This window comes from Aeromonas sp. s12 (assembly GCF_040907925.1).
GTDB lineage: Bacteria > Pseudomonadota > Gammaproteobacteria > Enterobacterales > Aeromonadaceae > Aeromonas > Aeromonas veronii.
Map to the genome: position 1 here is coordinate 64,042 of NZ_JBFOCT010000031.1, position 17,969 is coordinate 82,010.

The following is a 17,969-nucleotide window of genomic DNA, read 5'->3' on the forward strand; positions in this document are numbered from 1 at the left end:
AATCAATGTGGCGGCGTGATAATCCGCAGGGGGAGTGGTAACCGCGTCTTGCCAAACAAGGGTATGCCCAAAGTGGAGGGGATTGAGCTTAGGGGCCATCTCGATATCGATTAGTTGTGAAACCGTGACAGGGGCAAGATAGCGGGTAAAGGTTACTGGCAGGGTAGAACGTCGCTTCCAATCCATTGAGACGAGTTAATCAAGGTATGTAATTGGAGAGGTATTTAGAAAAAGCAATCAGCATCGCAGTGGCGTAGCAGGGACATATCAGCGACGCCCTACAGTGAAATGGTCGGTATGCCGGTTTAAGTGCCCGGCATCCCATCTGGGCAGTAAAAAAGGCGGGATATCCCGCCTTTGTTCAGATGAGGGTCGCAACCCCTATTTATTCGCAGGCAACCTGCATCACCTTGATGGCCAGACCGCCACGGGAGGTTTCACGGTACTTGGAGTCCATGTCCTTGCCGGTGATGTACATGGTCTCGATCACCTTGTCCAGGGAGACGCGCGGCTTGGAGGTACGACGCAGGGCCATACGGGAGGCGTTGACAGCCTTCATGGCTGCGATGGCGTTACGCTCGATGCAAGGCACCTGTACCTGACCGGCAACCGGATCACAGGTCAGACCCAGGTTGTGCTCCATGCCGATCTCGGCAGCTTCGCAGACGTGCTCCGGGCTACCGCCCATCAGCTCGGTCAGACCGGCAGCGGCCATGGAGCAGGAGACACCCACTTCACCCTGACAGCCCACTTCGGCGCCGGAGATGGAGGCGTTCATCTTGTAGAGGATGCCGACGGCACCGGCAGCCAGATAGAAGCGGGTGTACTCGTCGCGGCCAACCGGCTGGATGAACTTGTCGTAGTAAGCCAGTACGGCCGGGATGATACCGGCAGCGCCGTTGGTCGGGGCAGTGACCACTCGGCCACCGGCAGCGTTCTCTTCACTCACGGCCAGAGCGAACATGTTGACCCAGTCAACGATGTTCATCGGGTCGCTCGAGAGGTTCTCGTTGGTGTTGAGCTGACGGTAGAGCGGTGCGGCACGACGGGGTACGCGCAGCGGGCCGGAGAGAACACCTTCGGTACGGCAGCCGCGCTCGATACCTTCACGCATGGTGTTCCAGATCTTGCCGAACTTCTTGTAGATCTCTTCCGGAGTGTTGAAGCACTTCTCGTTTTCCATCATCAGGGCAGAGATGGAGAGACCGGTCTGGCTGCAATGGGCAACCAGCTCAGCGGCGCTCTTGAACGGATAGCGTACGGACATGTCGCCGCTGTCAGCCTTGCCGAAGTTCTCTTCGTCAACGATAAAGCCACCACCGATGGAGTAGTAGGTCTTGCTGTAAACCACTTCATCTTCGATCAGGGCAGTCAGCTTCATGCCGTTTTCGTGCAGCGGCAGGGCTTCGTCGTGGAATACCATGGCGTCGCGCGGGAAGCTGACGGTGTGGCAGTGCAGGCCGATCGGCAGGCGCTCGGTCTGCTCAACACGGGAGATAAACTCGGGGATGGCATCGATATCAACATTTTCCGGCAGGTTGCCAGCCAGGCCCATGATGATGGCAGTGTCGGTATGGTGGCCTTTGCCAGTCCAGGAGAGGGAGCCGTAGACATCGACATTGATCCGGGTTACATCGCGGATCTTGCCGCCCGCGCGCAGCTCGTCAACAAACTGTTTGGCCGCTTTCATCGGGCCAACAGTGTGGGAAGAAGAGGGGCCTACACCGATTTTGAAGATATCAAAAACGCTGATCATGTCACTATTACCTCAGGGTAGAAGGGGGCGGCATGCCCACTCACAGAAATTTGGGAGATCCATGGAGCGCGCTTGTCAGCGCAGGTCACAGAACCAGATAACCGTAGTGTAACGGTTCCAGACCTAAAAAAAGTTGAAATAGATCTATTTTTGTTGAATCTGAGGCGCGAGTATAAAATTTATTTTTGTGCTTATCCATTTTGTTAAGCGTTTGCCCATAAAAATACCCGGCGATGCCGGGCATTTCGGAACCAAATGGAGTCATTTGCCGTTTTTTAACATTCGGTAATGTTAACGGCGAGGCCGCCACGGGCCGTCTCCTTGTATTTGGTCTTCATATCGTTGCCGGTCTCCCACATGGTCTTGATCACCTTGTCCAGTGACACCTTGTGCTCACCGGTGCCGCGCAGGGCGAGGCGGGCGGCATTGATCGCCTTGACCGCCCCCATGGCGTTGCGCTCGATGCAGGGCACCTGCACCAGTCCGCCTATAGGATCGCAGGTGAGGCCGAGATTGTGCTCCATGCCTATTTCGGCGGCGTTCTCCACCATGGCCGGGCTGCCACCCAGCAGTTCGGTCAGCGCGCCAGCCGCCATGGAACAGGCGACTCCCACTTCACCCTGACAGCCCACTTCGGCCCCGGAGAGGGAGGCGTTCTTCTTATATAAGATGCCGATGGCAGCCGCGGTGAGGAAGTAGCGGATCAGCGTCTCGTCATCCACCTTGTGCACGAAGCGATCGTAGTAGTGCAGCACGGCGGGGATGATGCCCGCAGCGCCATTGGTGGGGGCGGTGACCACCCGGCCACCGGCGGCGTTCTCTTCGTTGACCGCCAGCGCAAAGAGATCGACCCACTCCATCACCATCAGCGGATCCTTGTTGAAGTTGGTCTCGCAACTGAGCTGGCGGAACAGCCCCGGGGCGCGGCGCCGAACCTTGAGGCCGCCCGGCAGCACCCCTTCGCTTTTGCAGCCTCGCTCGACGCAGCCCTGCATCGCCTGCCAGATCTTGCGTAGCCCAGCTTTTATCTGCTCATCGCTGTGAAATACCCGCTCATTGGCCAGGATCAGCCCAGAGATGGAGAGGCCGCTCTCCTGACAGTGGGCCAGCAGTTGGGCGCCGCTGTCGAACGGGTAGGGGACAGGGTGCTCGGCATCAGACTTGGCGGCCTCTTCTTTGGCGGTGGCAAAGTGGCTCTCTTCAATGATGAAGCCGCCCCCGATGGAGTAGTAGGTCTGGCTGAAGCGCAGGTTTTCCTCTTTATCAAAGGCCCGCAGAGTCATGCCATTGGTGTGGGCCGGCAGGGTTTTTCGGCGGTTGAAGATGATGGCACCGGTGCGGGGAAAATGGCTTGGTTGTTCGCCTGCCAGCGGCAGGTTCTGTTCCTTTTCCACTCGAGCCAGAATGGCGGGAATCGCATCGATATCGACCGATTCCGGTTCAAAGCCCGATAACCCCAGAATGATCGCTTTGCCGGTGCCGTGCCCTTTGCCGGTCTGGCCCAGCGAGCCGTAACACTCCACTTCGACCCGCGTGACCTGCGGCAGATGGCCTTGCAGTTTGAGCTGCTGCACAAAGGCATAGGAGGCACGCATGGGGCCGACGGTATGGGAAGAGGAGGGGCCAATTCCGATGGAAAACAGGTCAAACACGCTGATCATGACATCAATCCGGTGATGGTTTATGTCTGTTTATTCTAGGATTTTTGCCATGGATAGGAAGCGGGGATGTGCGGTGCTGTGACATGGACACAGATAATGGGGCCGGGGGGACCAAGAAAGTTGAAGGGGCTGATCCCCTTCAACCGGCCTGATCAGTCGAGAAATTCGCACAGATAGGCAGTGGGGGTTTTCACTTCCAGTTTGAAGGAAGAGTGACCGGCCACCAGGAAGGATTCACCCTGGCTGTAGGTGTGCCACTCATCTTCATCAGCCAGCTGGATGGTGAGGGCGCCCTTGATCACTGTCATCCGTTCGGGGGCGGCGGTGTTGAACAGGTAGTCACCGGCGTTCATCACCCCGACGGTTGATTTCTCGCCTTTTTGTTCGAAACCGATGGATTTTACATTTCCGTCGAAATACTCGTTAACTTTCAGCATCTTTACATCCCTGTGTGTACGTTTGTGCAGCCAAACTAGCACAATCTTTTGCCAGTTGTCATGGGGGATGAGGTAAAAATCGTCGAGACCGCTTTGAATCTTCACTTTTTCGCAAACTTATTAATAGCCAAGGTTAATGATTTGCTGATTTAAAACAGCAATTAAATGTGAGATAACACGCGCAAACAGGGGAATGGGCAGCCGCTCATTCCCCTGTTTGGTTAATTGCACTGGGAAAAGTGTGAATTTTGCTACATAAAGGAACATATTGTGTTAACTAAAGGACTCATTAAAAACATCGGCTTCCAGGTTGTGGTCGCCATGGTACTGGGCGCAGTGGTCGGCGCGTTCATGGGTGAACAAGCCACCGTGTTTGCACCGCTCGGTACCCTGTTTATCCAGCTGATCAAGATGCTGGTGATCCCGCTGGTGGCGGTTGCCATCCTCTCCGGCGCCGCCAATCTGGGCGCCAGCCCGGCGGCGGGCAAGATCGGTGCGGCTACGCTGGCCTTCTTCCTCGTGACCTCAGCGTTGGCCGTGTTGCTAGCGCTGGTGATGGGGCAGATCTTCAAACCGGGTGTCGGGGTTGATTTCGCTTCCGTTGCCTCCATGTTTGGCGGTGACTACGCCGATAAAGGGGCGTTGCCGGATGCAGTCGCCACCTTGCTTGGCATGATCCCCACCAACGTCTTCAACTCCCTCAACGAAGCGAACATCCTGCAGATCCTGGTGTTCTGCATGTTCCTCGGCATTGCGCTGGCCAAACAGCCGCGCGAGCGGGCCAAGCCACTGGTCGATGGGCTCAATACCCTGGTGGATGCCTTCGTTTGGATGATCAACAAGGTGATGATCATCGCGCCGCTCGGGGTGTTCGGTCTGATGGCGGAAGCCATCGGTACCTATGGCTTCGATGTGCTGACCCTGGTACTCAAGCTGTTCGTGGTCTATGTGGCTGCCATCCTCATCTTCGGCTTTGTGGTCTATCCGCTGCTGGTGATGATGTTCTCCAATACGCCGGTAATGAAGTACCTCTCTGCCATGAAGAAGCCGCAGATCGTGGCCTTCTCCACCGCCTCTTCCATGGCAACCCTGCCGGTCAATATGGAGACCTGCGAGCATGATCTGAAAGTGACTAACGCGACCGCTTCCTTCGTGTTGCCGCTGGGGGCCACCATCAACATGAGCGGCAACGCCATCTATTACGGCCTGGTCGCCATCTTCTTCGCGCAGGTTTACAACATCGATCTGAGCGTCGGTGCCTGGGCGGCCATCATTGTGACCTCCACTCTGGGGGCGATCGGTCAGGCCGGTGTGCCGGGCCCAAGCTTCCTGGTGGTTGCCGTGCTGCTGGCGGCCGGGATCCCCATCGAAGGGTTGCCGCTGCTGTTCGCGCTGGATCGGCTGTTCGACATGATCCGCACCTCCCTCAATATCACCGGCGATGCGGCCTGTGCTGTCATTGTTGACCGCTTCAGCCCGGAATATGACCCACAGCGTTGGAACAAGGCATAACTGCTTTGGGCTGGGCTGAGATATAACAGCCTTTAGCTGACACTGCGTAACGCGAGCCCCTGCCATGATGGCGGGGGCTTTTTTATATCTGCCGGACAAGTATCAGAGCAAAGGTGTGCACAAGAGATTGCTGACGGATGTAGCAGTGTTGAATGGAGAGCACGGGAGGGAAAACATCAGTTGTGGGCATGGGCCGTATGGCGTCAACCAGCCTGTTGTAGATGCCGGGGTAGGGGATTGTCAAACGACGGGTAACAAAAAGGGGAGCCTCGCTCCCCTCGGATATGATCTGCTGCTGATTCTACTCCATCAGGCCATATGGCTAAACCATCCTGGTTACACCCTTGTGGCGAAAGAAACAGCGTCAACGTGATGAAATCATATCTATGTTGACCATCTCGGCATTATTGCTGAAAAGCGCCAGTTGGTGGCGATTAAACAGACATGGCAAAGAGGGTCGGTCCGGATTGATGCCTCTCTATCCGGCTCAGAACTGTGACAGTGAGGGCAGAGAGACAGCAACCAGGGTGAAAAACACCGTGAAAACGGCAGTAACGACAAACTCTTTCATTTTTCTCTCCCTAAGTTGTTGGTTGATGTAGTCAAGATACCATAACAAGGGGGTAAAACAAGGTGTAAGTTGATAAAATGGCTGCTTTATGTGCGTGGTTGGTTGAGATGGCTATTTTTGTCATATTGAGCTGATTTTATCACCTGCTATGGCATGTCAGGCATTCAAGATTCTGTTTTTATGGTTATTTCATTTAAATTCAATTAGTTGGTGAGCTGTTGGTTGGTTTGGTGAAGGGTTTTGTATGGAGCTCAAATGGCATTTTATAAGTTTTCACCCTCGTAATAGTGTCATTGAGGCCATAAAAAGTGCGCAAGGCAATGATTTGACGATTCCTGACGTAGATAGCCCATCCAAAAGAAGCCTATGGAGACAATCTGGTTGCCAACCCTTGTCACACCATCACTTTATCAGTCCAGAGCCTCCGCATTTTTACAGCAATACACTGGGTTCATAGGGATGAGAGCCGTACATCGGGGGGATACAGAGTAGCAGCTGGCTGTTTTATCACCGCCAATTTCCCCGTTGGCCTCGGAATAGACATGGCCGCAGCAAGAGTGAGGTGCGCAATAGGCCAGAGGCGTATTCTCTGGCTGGGCTGGGCTGGGCTGGGCTGGGCTGGGCTGGGCGCGAGTAGCGATTTGCGTAGCCGGTGCATCTGTGTGAGTCATGTGAGTGCAATACGAGCGCAGCGCCGGAGCATGGTTGGGGAAGATATCTGAATTCCTTCTACAAGATTGAGATATAAAAAGCGGCGTATGACGAGGAGGCTGAACAAGCTCGTTTCAGGGTCGACAGAGCACAGTTCAACGCAATCCGGTTCGCAGTGATAAAAGATCCACGACAATACCGGAACTCTGTTCGTAGGCTGAAGCCGGTTGCTGTGAGGAGAGGAAGGCTAGTGATCAGTCAGATGGCGCAAGGGGTGGGATCAGGCAACCCGTATGGTGAGGGGCAAACAGCGTGCCGATGCACCAGTTTGCTTGAGATATAAAAAAACCCTCCGATGGAGGGTTTTTTTCATCAACAACCGGTTAAAAGCCGCGTGGCTTAGAACAGGGTGGTGGAGAGGTTGTAAAGCTCCTGATCGAACGGACGCTTCATGTTTTCGATGCAGTCGATAATGTCGTGGTGTACCAGCTCGTTGCGCTGGATACCGACGCAGCGACCACCGTGACCAGCCAGCAGTTGTTCAACGGCGTAAGCACCCATACGGCTGGACATGATGCGGTCACGGGCAGTCGGGGCACCGCCACGCTGAATGTGGCCCAGGATGGTGGCGCGGGTTTCACGACCGGTCAGGGCTTCGATGTCCTTGGCCAGTGCGTTCACGTCGGTAACGTGCTCGCAGATGGTGATGATGGCGTGCTTCTTGCCCTTGGCTTCGCCTTCCTTGATCTGCTTGAGCAGCTTCTCTTTGTCGAAGGCGACTTCCGGCACGATCACATACTCGGCACCACCGGCAACGGCGGCAGACATGGCCAGATCGCCACAGTGGCGGCCCATGATCTCGACCACGGAGATACGGTGGTGGGAGCTGCAGGTGTCGCGCAGGCGGTCGATGGCGTCAACCACCACGTTCAGGGCGGTATCAAAGCCGATGGTGAAGTCGGTACCGGCGATGTCGTTGTCGATGGTGCCCGGCAGGCCGATGCAGGGGAAACCCTCTTCGGTCAGCTTCTTGGCACCCATGTAGGAGCCGTCACCACCGATGACGACCAGCGCATCGATACCGTGTTTTTTCAGGTTTTCGATCGCTTCGGCGCGCACTGCGGGGTCTTTGAAAGCAGGGAAACGGGCGGAGCCGAGGAAAGTACCACCACGGTTCACCACGTCGGAGACGCTGTGACGCTCCAGCTTGACGATACGATCCTGGTGAAGACCGAGGTAGCCATCATAAATACCGTAAACTTCCAGGCCATGATGCAAACCGGCGCGAACCACGGCGCGAATGGCTGCGTTCATACCCGGTGCGTCGCCACCACTGGTCAAAACACCAATACGTTTGATTTGTTTGGTCATGAGTGCCTCTGGATCTGAGTTGTCAAATACGAATGTTTAAATAGACAAGCCACTTTTACTATATCGGCTTTCATATGGGATGCGGGGGCCACCATAGGAAAAGCGATACAAGAGAGGGGACGAGCCCCTCTCTTTGCCGTAATCAACGATTACTTGGCAGCGCCAGCGATGATCTGGGAGAAGTCGTCCACTTTCAGGGACGCACCACCGACCAGGCCACCGTCGATGTCCGGCTGACCGAACAGGTCGGCTGCAGTGGCGCCAGTGACGGAACCGCCGTACAGGATCTGTACTTTGGCAGCAACGGCGGCATCAAAACCGGCCAGGTACTGACGGATGTGAGCGTGAACGGACTGAGCGATCTCCGGAGTGGCAGTCTTGCCAGTACCGATGGCCCATACCGGCTCGTAAGCGATAACGGCGTTGTTGAAGGAGGCGATGCCGCAACGGTCGATAACAGCTTTCAGCTGGGTCTCAACCACGTTCTTGGTCACGCCGGCTTCGAACTGCTCCAGAGTTTCACCGATGCACAGAACCGGGATCAGGCCGCCTTTCTGGATCGCTTCGTACTTGGCAGCAACCACGTCGTCAGTCTCTGCGTGCAGGGTACGACGCTCGCTGTGGCCGACCAGAGAGTAGGTGCAACCGAAAGCTTTCAGCATGGAGGGGGCGTTTTCGCCGGTGAAGGCACCAGACTCGTGAACGTCAGCGTTCTGGGCACCGTAGGCAATCTTGCTGCCAGCGGTCAGTTGCTCAACCAGACCCAAAAAGATAACCGGCGGGCAGACGGCGACTTGCACAGAAGGATGAGCGGCAGCAGCCGGGGTCAGTCCTTTGATCAGAGCTTCTACAGAAGCCTTGGTGCCGTTCAGTTTCCAGTTACCCATTACCAGGTGCTGTCTCATCTTGTATATCTCCTAGGCATTTGATTGCGCGACATTATATGAATTGAACCGAGCCCAAGATAGCTGACCCGGCGGCAAATGACGTAATTTTTTTTCGCTTTCCTGATCCAAATCAGGAATGAAACGCTTGATCGCTCATTCGTTAACCTGCCCCCGCAAGCGAGCCCACCATACCCCAATCCATTCGTGGATGGCAGCTTCGGAATACATCAAATAACGCCCTTTGGGCAAATAACTGTAGAGCGGCTGGGGTACCTGGCTCTGCTTGGCGGTGTAATCGGTGGGGGCCGGCACGGCATTGAGTCCCTGACCCTGATAGAGGGCCATGGCGCGTGGCAAATGAGTGGCCGAACTGACCAGCGCCACCTCTTTTCCCTTGAGGTGACGACTGATACTGACAGCCTCATCATGAGTGTCTTTGTTGTTTTCAAACAACGTCATCCGCGAACGGGATATGCCGAGGCTCTCGGCCATCCGGGCATTGACCTCGGCATTGGAGAGGGTATCCCCCGACACATAACCGGAGAACACCAGCTCGGCGTCGGGATAGGCCTGGGCGAGGCGCACCCCTTCGAGAGTGCGGGCTAGGGCGATATTGTTCTGCCAACTGCGCATCGGCACCGCCGGGTCGCTGACATGGCCGTTGCCGAGCACCACGATGGCGTCGATGTTGGGATGCTGGCTCACCTCGAACGGCGGGTAGGTCTGCTCCAGCCCGCGGGCCAGTTCATAGCTCATCGGCCGCATCCCCATCAGCGCCACAATGAGCAGCGAGAGAGTGGCCAGCAGCTTGCCGGTTTTCTGAAAACGGGTGAACCAGAGTAGCAGCAGGGCGACCAGCAGCAGGGAGAGGGAGAAGGGGAGCGGCATCAATAGCTGACCCAGCCACTTTTTGAGCACGAAAACGGGGTCCATCAATTATCCTTTACATATCAACGCAGTACATTGTAATCATGATTTCTTGGGGCATTTTTGGGGCATTTCGTTAAATTGTGTGCCTAATCGCTCCCATACCCGTTCAGACTCTGCTCGGTCATTATCCGGTATCCAAGCACCGTAGACCATCCTGAGCATCTTGCTATCAACGTGGCCCAGATAAGCTGCGACCCACTCTGGGTTTGCGCCCGCGGTCAACATTCTTGATGCGAACGTGTGCCGGGTATGGTACTGAGTCCGGCGTTGAATTCCAGCTCGTTTTATTAATCTGTCCCATTTCCCAGCCAACGTATCTACGGCAAAGCATCCAATGTGAACGGAATGTACGTTTCGTATTTTGGGAACTAACACAAAGGTACAAGTTTCTGATAGCGGGCGGCCGTCGCGGAGAGTCTTGGTAATCTCGTGTCGTTGCCCGATACCGGTTAAAGGTTGCAAGACAAGTAAAGCCTCGATTGCTGGTGGCAAGAGGACGATTGTCCTTGCCTTTCCTGTTTTGGGCATTTTGAATTTACGCGATATGGTCACATTACGGCGAACAGTCAGTTCGCCACGTTCCAGATCTATGTCTTCCCAAGCAAGTGCGCACAATTCCCCGGTGCGCAATCCAGTCCAGATAGCTAGGCGGATCCAGGCTGCATCCATGGGGCGGCTTGTTGCAGCAATGAGTGATGCCTCCTCTTTCAAATCGATTGGATTTGGTTTGTCACGATCGACATCAACGTAAACAAGTGCAGAGCTCAAGTCTTGTGGGGTGTAGTTATTAGCCTTTGCCCAATTGAACAGGCATGCTGCAACGCCCATGTAATTATTGACTGAGCGAGGAAGTAATACGCGACCAGTATGTGGTCTGGGTGTAGATATAAGGTAGCTGCGCCAGGCTTGAACATCCTCTGGATGCAGCGTTTTCATTGGCCTGGATTTATCGAAGTACTGAGCTAGTCGAGTTAGAGTAGAGCGGTAACGTTTTGTTGTGTGGTCACCAATATCAACTTCTTTGATCTGTAGATAGCGGGATACTAATTCGCCAATTGTAATTTCTCGGAGGGCTGAAGCAGCACAGAAATGGTTGGCCTTTTTGCTGTTGGGGAAGTGTTTTGCGTAATTAAAAGTATCGATGGCAATCTCATGAAGAATCGCTTCACGCAGTCGGGCAACGTGCTTGATATTGGTTTTGGTCACTGGAATATTGATGACTTCTCTACATCTCTTTCGCATGTAGTGGAAAGTGATCCTGAGGCCTTTGCCATGACGCTCCACCCCTTGCAGAGTGGAGAGTACAACATCTATCTCGTCGGTAGGTTTGCGCACATCCAGTCCTCGAAACGACGCCAGTTAATAACAATTTTTTTGTCTGGAGCCTTGGCATAGTGGACCCCTTCGATGAGCTTGCCTTGTTTAACTTTTTCTTTGATTGCTTTCTCCGTGTAGCCCGTCATTTCAGCCGCTACTGATGGCAATACCCAGCTTGGGCGTTCCATTACTGTTTGTTGTTGCATGGTAGGTCCTTGTTGGTTTTGCTATTTCATCCTGGCCCGTTTGGTTATACAGAGAGAAAGCATTCAGCCTGCCGTCTGCTACGTGCCGCTTGGTGATTAGCTGATTGTGTTGATTGGCCCCTCTAGTGCAAAGGGTGGTGGGACTGCTTTAGTGAGGGAAGGGCCGTTAATGGTCTGAATAGTTGGTGAGAGCTTTTGCTAGGTTATCGATTTGCCAGATATGTGCAGCACCCAAGAAGTAAACTAAGGCCACTGATGTCCCTCGGACCGTCACGCTAATGGTGACAATGTTGATGAACATACAGATGGCTGTTCCAACAACCAGCAGTGTGAGGATAACTAACTGGTTCACTTGGGAAATGCTCACTGTTCACGCTCGGGCAACACTTTAGACTGGGGTTTTGCTTGCAGGTTGTGGAGCACCCTAGCTGCGCCTTCGGCTTGAGTGCGGTTGCAGATAGTCCCACCAGGTAGGACAAATTTATCAGGCTGTTTGGGATGAGGCATAACGACACCTAGCCCGGTAATGACTGCGCCAGGGTAGGGGGATTCCATATCTTTCATGGGGGAACCTCTGATTTATCCACGGTTTCTGTGAGCCTAACGGTGGATGATTTGGGGGTATCAAGTAGCAGCGCTGATGGGCTCTGCTCCGGCAAGCATCAAGGTCAGCTTGCTGATATCTGAAATTCTGCAGGTGCCGCGCCAGTTCGGGGCGAAGATAAGAAACATTGAGCCTTTCGGGTTACTCTTCATTTCGAGGCCGGTTCTCTTGTTGATGAAGTTAATCCGACCATTGCGCCATTTACCCTTTTCATCGTGGTAGCCCTTGATATGGCGGACTTCGCTGGCCATATCCCCCGGGTACCACTCAGTGCTGGTGTCTTGCGGTACTAACATTACGGTACCGATGCCTTTACGTTGTTGCTCAATGGCTTTGTCTACCCATGGACCGATATCGGAATAGGGTGGGTTGAGCCAAGCCCAGGGTGCACGCAGAAAGGGGCTGATGAAGTCACCCCAATCCACGCTGAGAGCATCAATGCCGGGCGTTAGATAGTGCTGGCATAGGGCTGTCTCGGGGAGGGCTGCTGCATCGAGGGCAAACTTGAACTCTCGATCCAATGCTCGAAAAAGGAACATTGGTGTCTGGGTCAGATCGCGGGTATTAGAAGGGGTGGTTGAACCTCGGTAATCAGCCATCAAGTCTACTCCAATGTGGTCAGTAGTTGATACGCAGGTGCGCGATCTGGCTCTTAGCTATGTGAGTAATGAGGGTTACAGCCTTATCTTCCTCAATGCCAAGCCCCATAAGGTCCATCATGATTGAGCTATGGATCCTGCCGCGGTGATCCCTGTCGGCAAGGCGGCGGGCATCATCTTCGTCTTTGAGGCGTTGTTCATCGGCAATGTGCTGGCGTTCCTGCTCTGCCGCTCGAGTCGCCGCTTCTTCAGCTTGTAGTGCCGCGTTGTCTTCAGCCTGTTGGCGGGCCAGCTCGGCAGCTTCGGCATCACATCGGGCTTGGGCTTCGCGCTCTATTGCTATCTGGGTTTGGCGCAGAGCTTCCTGCTCACGGTGCTGAGCAGCTTCACGCTCGAGACGTTGACAGTCTTCTTCCTGGATGCGAGCGCTCTCAGCGGCTTGCTCTGCTATCAGGCGTTCGCGATCAATGCGATCCTGCTCGGCCTGCTTCTTGCGCAGCTCCTCCAGTTCTTCTTGTTCGGCTTCATACTTCTTGCGGGCGGCCAGCGTCTCGCTAAGGCGTTTGACCGCAAGCTCCTTAGCAACGGTCGCCTGAGGCAGCAGCTCTTGCCATGTGTCGTCCAGATCGGTCTGCTTGACCTCCAGCAGCATGGCCTGCAGATCTGCGGCTACACACTCGGTGCTGGCCGCAGCGTGAAACGCCTTGATCCTGGTGAGGCGGGCTTGCAGCTCTGCAACCCGTGTTGTTTCTGCTTCTTCAAATTTGGTGAGCGGGGCGCGCACCTCTTCTTTCAGGGCATCCAGGGTGTCGCGGATCAGCTTGCGGTTGGCGTCGATGCGTGCAGGGATTTCCTTGTACTTGGCGGTCAAATCCTTGCCGAGACCATCAAGATAGGTTTTGGTCTTGGTTACCGCATAGGCGACGCTGGCAATTTCCTTGCGTCCCTTGGCAGTGGTGACATCCGGCACCAGGCTGGATGCCTTCTTGCGAATGTCTGCCAGCATGGCATTAATGCCATCCCCTTCGGTGAACAGGGCAATTTCGGTTGTGGGGTCGAGGACAACCAGTTGGGTCTGGGCTCTGTCGGTCTTGGCTTGTTCGGTCATGGTGGGTCCTTGGGTATAAAAAAGCCTGCTGGTCGGTGCAATGCTATTTATTTAAGAGAATGTGAGTTCCAGCCCACGTAATATCAGGGCTAAAAAGCGAGGGAGGCATGATGCCTCCCTCTTTCTATTGCAAGCTGCGCTGGATATAGGCTGGAGTCAGATGGACTGGATCTTGCCTTGCTCACTCATCTCAGGTCACATTTATGAATGACTAGTCAAAAAGTGCTTATCTGAATGACATTGCTGCCAAGTCGGGGGTTTTCTGTTATTGCTGTTTGCAGTCCTTATAGGCGGTCTGCCACTCGCCGGCCAGATCCCACATCTCGACAAACCCTTCACTCCCTTTGCTCCACCAGACTGCTTCGTGCTCGTCCGTATAGCGGGCGCCGGAGGCGGAGACAGCCTGCGGCAGGGTGTAGTCTTTGCCATCGGGCAGGGACAGCTTGATAAAGTTGAGGCTCTCGTCGGAGAGGGAGAAGTAGCGCACCTGCACCTTCTTGCCCTGCTCGCACTGGTAGCTGATCGGTTCACCACCTATGACAGTGAGGCTGTTGCCCTGATTGCAGCCAGCGAGAGCCCCCATGGCCAGTATGCCGATGGTCATCATATGAGCTTTTTTCATGATAACAGTCCTATTTATGTTATCCGAACATGCGACTAACAGCTTGAAGCTGATCTGCAATGGCTGTCTGGCGTTTGCGTCGGTAGTTGTCCGGAACCTTATGCCAGCTCAGGCTCGGCTCGGGCGGTATCAGCTACCGGCTGGGCCAGTGCCCCTTCCAGAATGTCGAGGATCTGGCTGTCGATGGTCTCATCGAATTTGCGGGCAAACAGATGCTCGCTTTGCAGCAGCGTTGTGGCATCTTCTGCCAGATAGTCCCGTGGCCTCAGCTTGATGTCTCCCATGGGGATCCAGTCGATGGCCCGTTTGTCGTCATTGACAATCCGGCCCTGATAGCTGGTGTTCATGATCACTGTCTGGAAGAACCCCTCATCGGCGATCAAGGTGTTTTGGTAGAACGTTTTGAAGCGATCCACCTCGGGGCTGTGGCTGACAAATTCACAAAAAGCGCGGCTCAGGATCATCCACTGATTGCCAATGTAGGGGGTGACACCTTCCAGATAGGGGCGGGTGGCGACCGGTTCACAGATCAGCTCCTGCTCCGTCTCGGTCACATAGTGGTCTATGCGGTGCAGAGTATCGGGGCGCAGCTTGCGCTGATCGAGGACTTTGAGGAAATCCTTGCCGCGATGGCCGTGTAAGAAGCGGTGGATCTGCCCCTGGGTGCGCAGCGGAAAATCCTGGGCACTCAGATTGATGAAAAACTCCCATTCCACACCCTGTTTCAGCAGTGCCGTTATGCCGCGCAATTCGGCATCCACCAGACTGTATCCTCCCCACAGTGCATTCTTGCTCGCGAGCAGCGAGGCATTGGGATAGTCGTTAAGGAATCCGGCAATCTCCTGCTGCAACTCAGGACCCGAGCTTTTGTCGACGTGGATCAGGTAGTGATTACTGTCGTGGTAGATCGCCTTGAACAGGCGCTTGAACTGGTCGGGATAGCGATGAACCAGAATGAGGTAGGCAATCATGGCGGTGTGTCCTGTGTTGGCGGCAGGGCAGCGCCAAACAGCAGGCCACTTCAGGCCGATGGCTTGAAGCTGGTTCCCGTCGGGCTGACCGCTGTCGCAATAAAAGAGAGTGAAACGCATATGGCAACAGTGAGAACAGGCTGCGACAGGGGGAGATGCACCTTACGGCATCGGGTCAATACAGCCTATCTGGTAACGTCAGGTTGAGGATGAGAGGGGGGGCGAGGGTGCCCTGGCGGGAGGCTCTTTTGCATGACAAGCTAGTCATCAGGTGCAGAGCGCAAGCGGCCGGTAAGTGAGGGGTCACAGTAGCACGGTTCGGATGGGGGGCGTCATATATCACCGCGGCTGAAAGAAAAGTGCTCAATGGAGTACAGGTTTGGCCTCGAAATCCTGCACCAGCCACTCATTTGACCTTTTTGAGCTGGGCTTTGCGCTCGCCAGCAACCTGTTTGATGCCGTCGGCTACGGCATGGTCGCCGGTTTCGCTGGCCCATGCCCAGGCGCTGCTATAGGCCTGCTGCCATTCGACGGTATCGCTTGCTGCTCCAATAGCGGCGCAGTGGTCCGCGTATGCGCTGGAGTGGTCAATCTGCTCTCTGGTGTCGATTGGATTATGCGGTTCAGCCTCTTCTGGCTGAATGAGTTCTTCAGTGGTGCGTTTTGTCTCCATGGCCTTGGCAGGGGATGACTCTTGGCGCATTGCGTTAAGTGCGCGGCTTTTTTCTGGCTGGGCCTCTTCCTCCTTTGACTTGAACCAGTCGCCGGGCTTGCTCATACCATCCCGTAGGGAGGCATAAATCTTACGCATCTGGACATACTGCGCTGGCTGCATTGCGTCCGCGCGTCTGCCGAGATATGTCTGCACCTGCTCTGTTGTTACCCCAAACTCAGCACTGAACGTATCGAGCATGCGCTTGATCGACTCGGGACTTGTGTCAGCGTGGGTGTTGAGGGTTACCTCGCATTGGCGTTGTGCTGCTTCTATCACGTCACCGGGGATCACCCCAAGAATGCAAGCTCGCAATCGGCGGGCACCATTGTTTGCCACTAGCTCGTAGATATCGCGTGGATCTTCCAGTCGCTTTTGACCGTTTCTGGTGTGACGAATGTGCGGAACAGTAAAAATTTTTAGCTGTTTGGTGTTGGTTTCCACATCCCAAGCGAACGCCTCCACAATGGATTCGCCTTTGCGTTGCTCCAGCTCGCGGATGCCGAACTGTATATTTCCCCAGGCTTGTGCCAGCGCCTCTGCCAACCTGATACTTGGGCCGGTCACATCCGAACCTCCACGGTTATAGCTGTATAGCGCCCCCTCTGCGAGGGTTGGGCGTGAGCATGCTTGTAAGATGCGATCTGTGGCTTCTACGGGGTTGCGCGGGAATTTTTTGGCAATCACCATGGCGGCCTGTACTTCTTGAATAGCCCGCTGTTGCTCAACTGCCACTAATCCTTGCTCTTGACGCTGACTGGCCGCGCCGAATGGGTTTGAAATGGCTTGGTTCACGCAGCTCTCCTTGCCCATGCAGGGCGGGTAAGTGGTATCAGGTCGTGCCAGTCATTATTGACGCGGCACTCGTGGAATTTGCGAAGGTCTCGGCGGTAGAGTTCTTTGCCAGACTCTTTCCAATCCTGCTCCAGCGGGCGAACCCGCACCGGGTAGCGGCCGCACTCAATGGATGAGCTGACCGCGATAAAGATGAAGTCAGGTATCTCGCCGTATATTTCCCGATAGCCATCGGAATACATGGCGTCCTGAACGTGGTAGCGGAACTCCTCGACATGGCGCCTAAGGCGACCCATGTCGTCCACCTTCTTCACATCGGCCAGAATGGGGTGGCCGGTCAGCATCCTGTCTGGGCGGCAGCGGCAGAGCTCATCTGTTTCTGAGTCGGTCCAGTACAGCGAGCCTTCACAGATGCCGTCTTGCTCTAGCAGCCAGCGGGCGTCGGGGTGGGCGAACACGCTTTCGCGCATCAGTTGCAGCTTGCGATCGTCCTCGAACGAGATGATGGTCTTGCCAAGTTCGGCGCAGTTGGCCATGAACTCCTTCTCTTCGTCCTTGCCAGCGTTGGTGCGGAGGTTGAATTTAGGGGCGATGATGAAGCGGTCCTTGAACTCTTCCGGCTCCAGCAGCAGGCAGTGCAGGGCGGTGCCCATGTCCAGCGCCTTGAGCTTTTCCTCGTCAACTGGCGCACTCTTGCGCCAGACGTAGGTGGCGGGGCTCTCGGCGATGTCGTCGAGTTGGGATTTGCTGATCCCGGGGCCAGAGTGGTATTGCTCGTTTGACAGGCCCTGTACCAGCCCTCGCGGCAGGGCAGTAATGCCCGCACCTAGCAGGTCTAACCATCCTGCTGAGAGCCCATCCTGTAGGACGTTGATGGTATCGACGGCGGCGTTCATGCTGCGTTCCTCTGCTGGTATTGCTTGAACTCGAGCTCGCTCATGGCCTCTTCTAATTCGGCAAGGTGGTTGCCCCAGGCGTTGCGGGCCAGATAGATCAGTCCTTCTGTCAGTAGCTGCTCGACCAGGAGGGTGAGCGGTACTTTGTCGCCAGACACCATCAGCAGGTATATCGCCTGGTTAAGCTGCGTAGCCTGGTCTGCATTGACCTCTACCAATAGAGTGGCTACATCGATATCGAGTTGGCCAGATAACAACGGGAGGTGATTTGCCTCGACCCACTCGGTAATCCATTCAGCCTTGGCGTTGGCCTCTGCCTCTTTGCCGTCAAGCAGTGCAAGCAGAGTGGTTTCACTGGTCATA

General features: G+C 55.0%; 16 protein-coding genes. 1 reads left to right on the plus strand and 15 read right to left on the minus strand.

What is annotated here, in order from left to right; translation table 11 throughout:
* Positions 1 to 385 precede the first annotated feature (385 nt).
* The 3 genes from AB5Y67_RS15830 to AB5Y67_RS15840 all read right to left on the minus strand — a co-directional run bounded on the left by AB5Y67_RS15830 (position 386) and on the right by AB5Y67_RS15840 (position 3,854).
* Positions 386 to 1,756, minus strand: coding sequence for an L-serine ammonia-lyase (locus tag AB5Y67_RS15830; RefSeq protein ID WP_005336844.1), 1,371 nt, complete (start codon positions 1,754 to 1,756; stop codon positions 386 to 388).
* 275 nt (positions 1,757 to 2,031) lie between these two features.
* Positions 2,032 to 3,417: an L-serine ammonia-lyase gene (locus AB5Y67_RS15835; protein WP_199415495.1), complete on the minus strand. Its 1,386-nt coding sequence runs from the start codon at positions 3,415 to 3,417 to the stop codon at positions 2,032 to 2,034.
* 152 nt (positions 3,418 to 3,569) lie between these two features.
* Positions 3,570 to 3,854 (minus strand): pyrimidine/purine nucleoside phosphorylase, encoded by a 285-nt coding sequence (locus AB5Y67_RS15840; RefSeq protein WP_005336842.1) that lies wholly within the window; start codon positions 3,852 to 3,854, stop codon positions 3,570 to 3,572.
* A 270-nt stretch (positions 3,855 to 4,124) separates the two neighbouring features.
* Between AB5Y67_RS15840 and AB5Y67_RS15845 the strand changes: the two genes are divergently transcribed.
* On the plus strand, positions 4,125 to 5,366 hold the full coding sequence (locus AB5Y67_RS15845; protein ID WP_005352303.1) for a dicarboxylate/amino acid:cation symporter: 1,242 nt from the start codon (positions 4,125 to 4,127) through the stop codon (positions 5,364 to 5,366).
* 1,621 nt (positions 5,367 to 6,987) lie between these two features.
* Here the strand turns inward: AB5Y67_RS15845 and pfkA are convergent.
* The 12 genes from pfkA to AB5Y67_RS15905 form a co-directional block, all read right to left on the minus strand.
* Positions 6,988 to 7,959, minus strand: coding sequence for a 6-phosphofructokinase (gene pfkA, locus AB5Y67_RS15850; protein WP_005336840.1), 972 nt, complete (start codon positions 7,957 to 7,959; stop codon positions 6,988 to 6,990).
* A 149-nt stretch (positions 7,960 to 8,108) separates the two neighbouring features.
* Entirely contained in the window at positions 8,109 to 8,864 is a 756-nt protein-coding gene (gene tpiA / locus AB5Y67_RS15855) for a triose-phosphate isomerase (RefSeq protein WP_047440675.1), read from the minus strand.
* Between the two features lie 135 nt (positions 8,865 to 8,999).
* Complete coding sequence (elyC, locus tag AB5Y67_RS15860; RefSeq protein ID WP_368207950.1) at positions 9,000 to 9,779, minus strand: envelope biogenesis factor ElyC; 780 nt, start codon at positions 9,777 to 9,779, stop codon at positions 9,000 to 9,002.
* Positions 9,780 to 9,815: 36 nt separating this feature from the next.
* Positions 9,816 to 11,111 (minus strand): DUF3596 domain-containing protein, encoded by a 1,296-nt coding sequence (locus tag AB5Y67_RS15865; protein ID WP_368207952.1) that lies wholly within the window; start codon positions 11,109 to 11,111, stop codon positions 9,816 to 9,818.
* The gene (locus AB5Y67_RS15870) at positions 11,087 to 11,299 is read right to left on the minus strand and encodes a hypothetical protein (RefSeq protein WP_005360940.1); all 213 of its coding nucleotides are present in this window, start codon (positions 11,297 to 11,299) and stop codon (positions 11,087 to 11,089) included. Before AB5Y67_RS15870 ends, AB5Y67_RS15865 begins: the two co-directional genes overlap by 25 nt.
* Positions 11,300 to 11,923: 624 nt before the next feature.
* Positions 11,924 to 12,502, minus strand: coding sequence for a phage N-6-adenine-methyltransferase (locus AB5Y67_RS15875; protein ID WP_005360938.1), 579 nt, complete (start codon positions 12,500 to 12,502; stop codon positions 11,924 to 11,926).
* Between the two features lie 19 nt (positions 12,503 to 12,521).
* Positions 12,522 to 13,610: a hypothetical protein gene (locus AB5Y67_RS15880; protein WP_368207954.1), complete on the minus strand. Its 1,089-nt coding sequence runs from the start codon at positions 13,608 to 13,610 to the stop codon at positions 12,522 to 12,524.
* Positions 13,611 to 13,875: 265 nt separating this feature from the next.
* On the minus strand, positions 13,876 to 14,232 hold the full coding sequence (locus AB5Y67_RS15885; protein ID WP_368207956.1) for an MliC family protein: 357 nt from the start codon (positions 14,230 to 14,232) through the stop codon (positions 13,876 to 13,878).
* A gap of 98 nt (positions 14,233 to 14,330) precedes the next feature.
* Positions 14,331 to 15,203: a beta-1,6-N-acetylglucosaminyltransferase gene (locus AB5Y67_RS15890; RefSeq protein ID WP_368207958.1), complete on the minus strand. Its 873-nt coding sequence runs from the start codon at positions 15,201 to 15,203 to the stop codon at positions 14,331 to 14,333.
* 406 nt (positions 15,204 to 15,609) lie between these two features.
* A complete protein-coding gene (locus AB5Y67_RS15895) occupies positions 15,610 to 16,710 on the minus strand; it encodes a hypothetical protein (RefSeq protein WP_368207960.1) in 1,101 nt (366 codons plus the stop codon).
* Positions 16,707 to 17,606: a PD-(D/E)XK nuclease-like domain-containing protein gene (locus AB5Y67_RS15900; protein WP_368207962.1), complete on the minus strand. Its 900-nt coding sequence runs from the start codon at positions 17,604 to 17,606 to the stop codon at positions 16,707 to 16,709. Before AB5Y67_RS15900 ends, AB5Y67_RS15895 begins: the two co-directional genes overlap by 4 nt.
* Positions 17,603 to 17,968, minus strand: a complete 366-nt coding sequence (locus AB5Y67_RS15905; protein WP_368207964.1) for a hypothetical protein — start codon at positions 17,966 to 17,968, stop codon at positions 17,603 to 17,605. The genes AB5Y67_RS15900 and AB5Y67_RS15905 overlap by 4 nt, the downstream gene beginning before the upstream one ends.
* Position 17,969 lies beyond the last annotated feature (1 nt).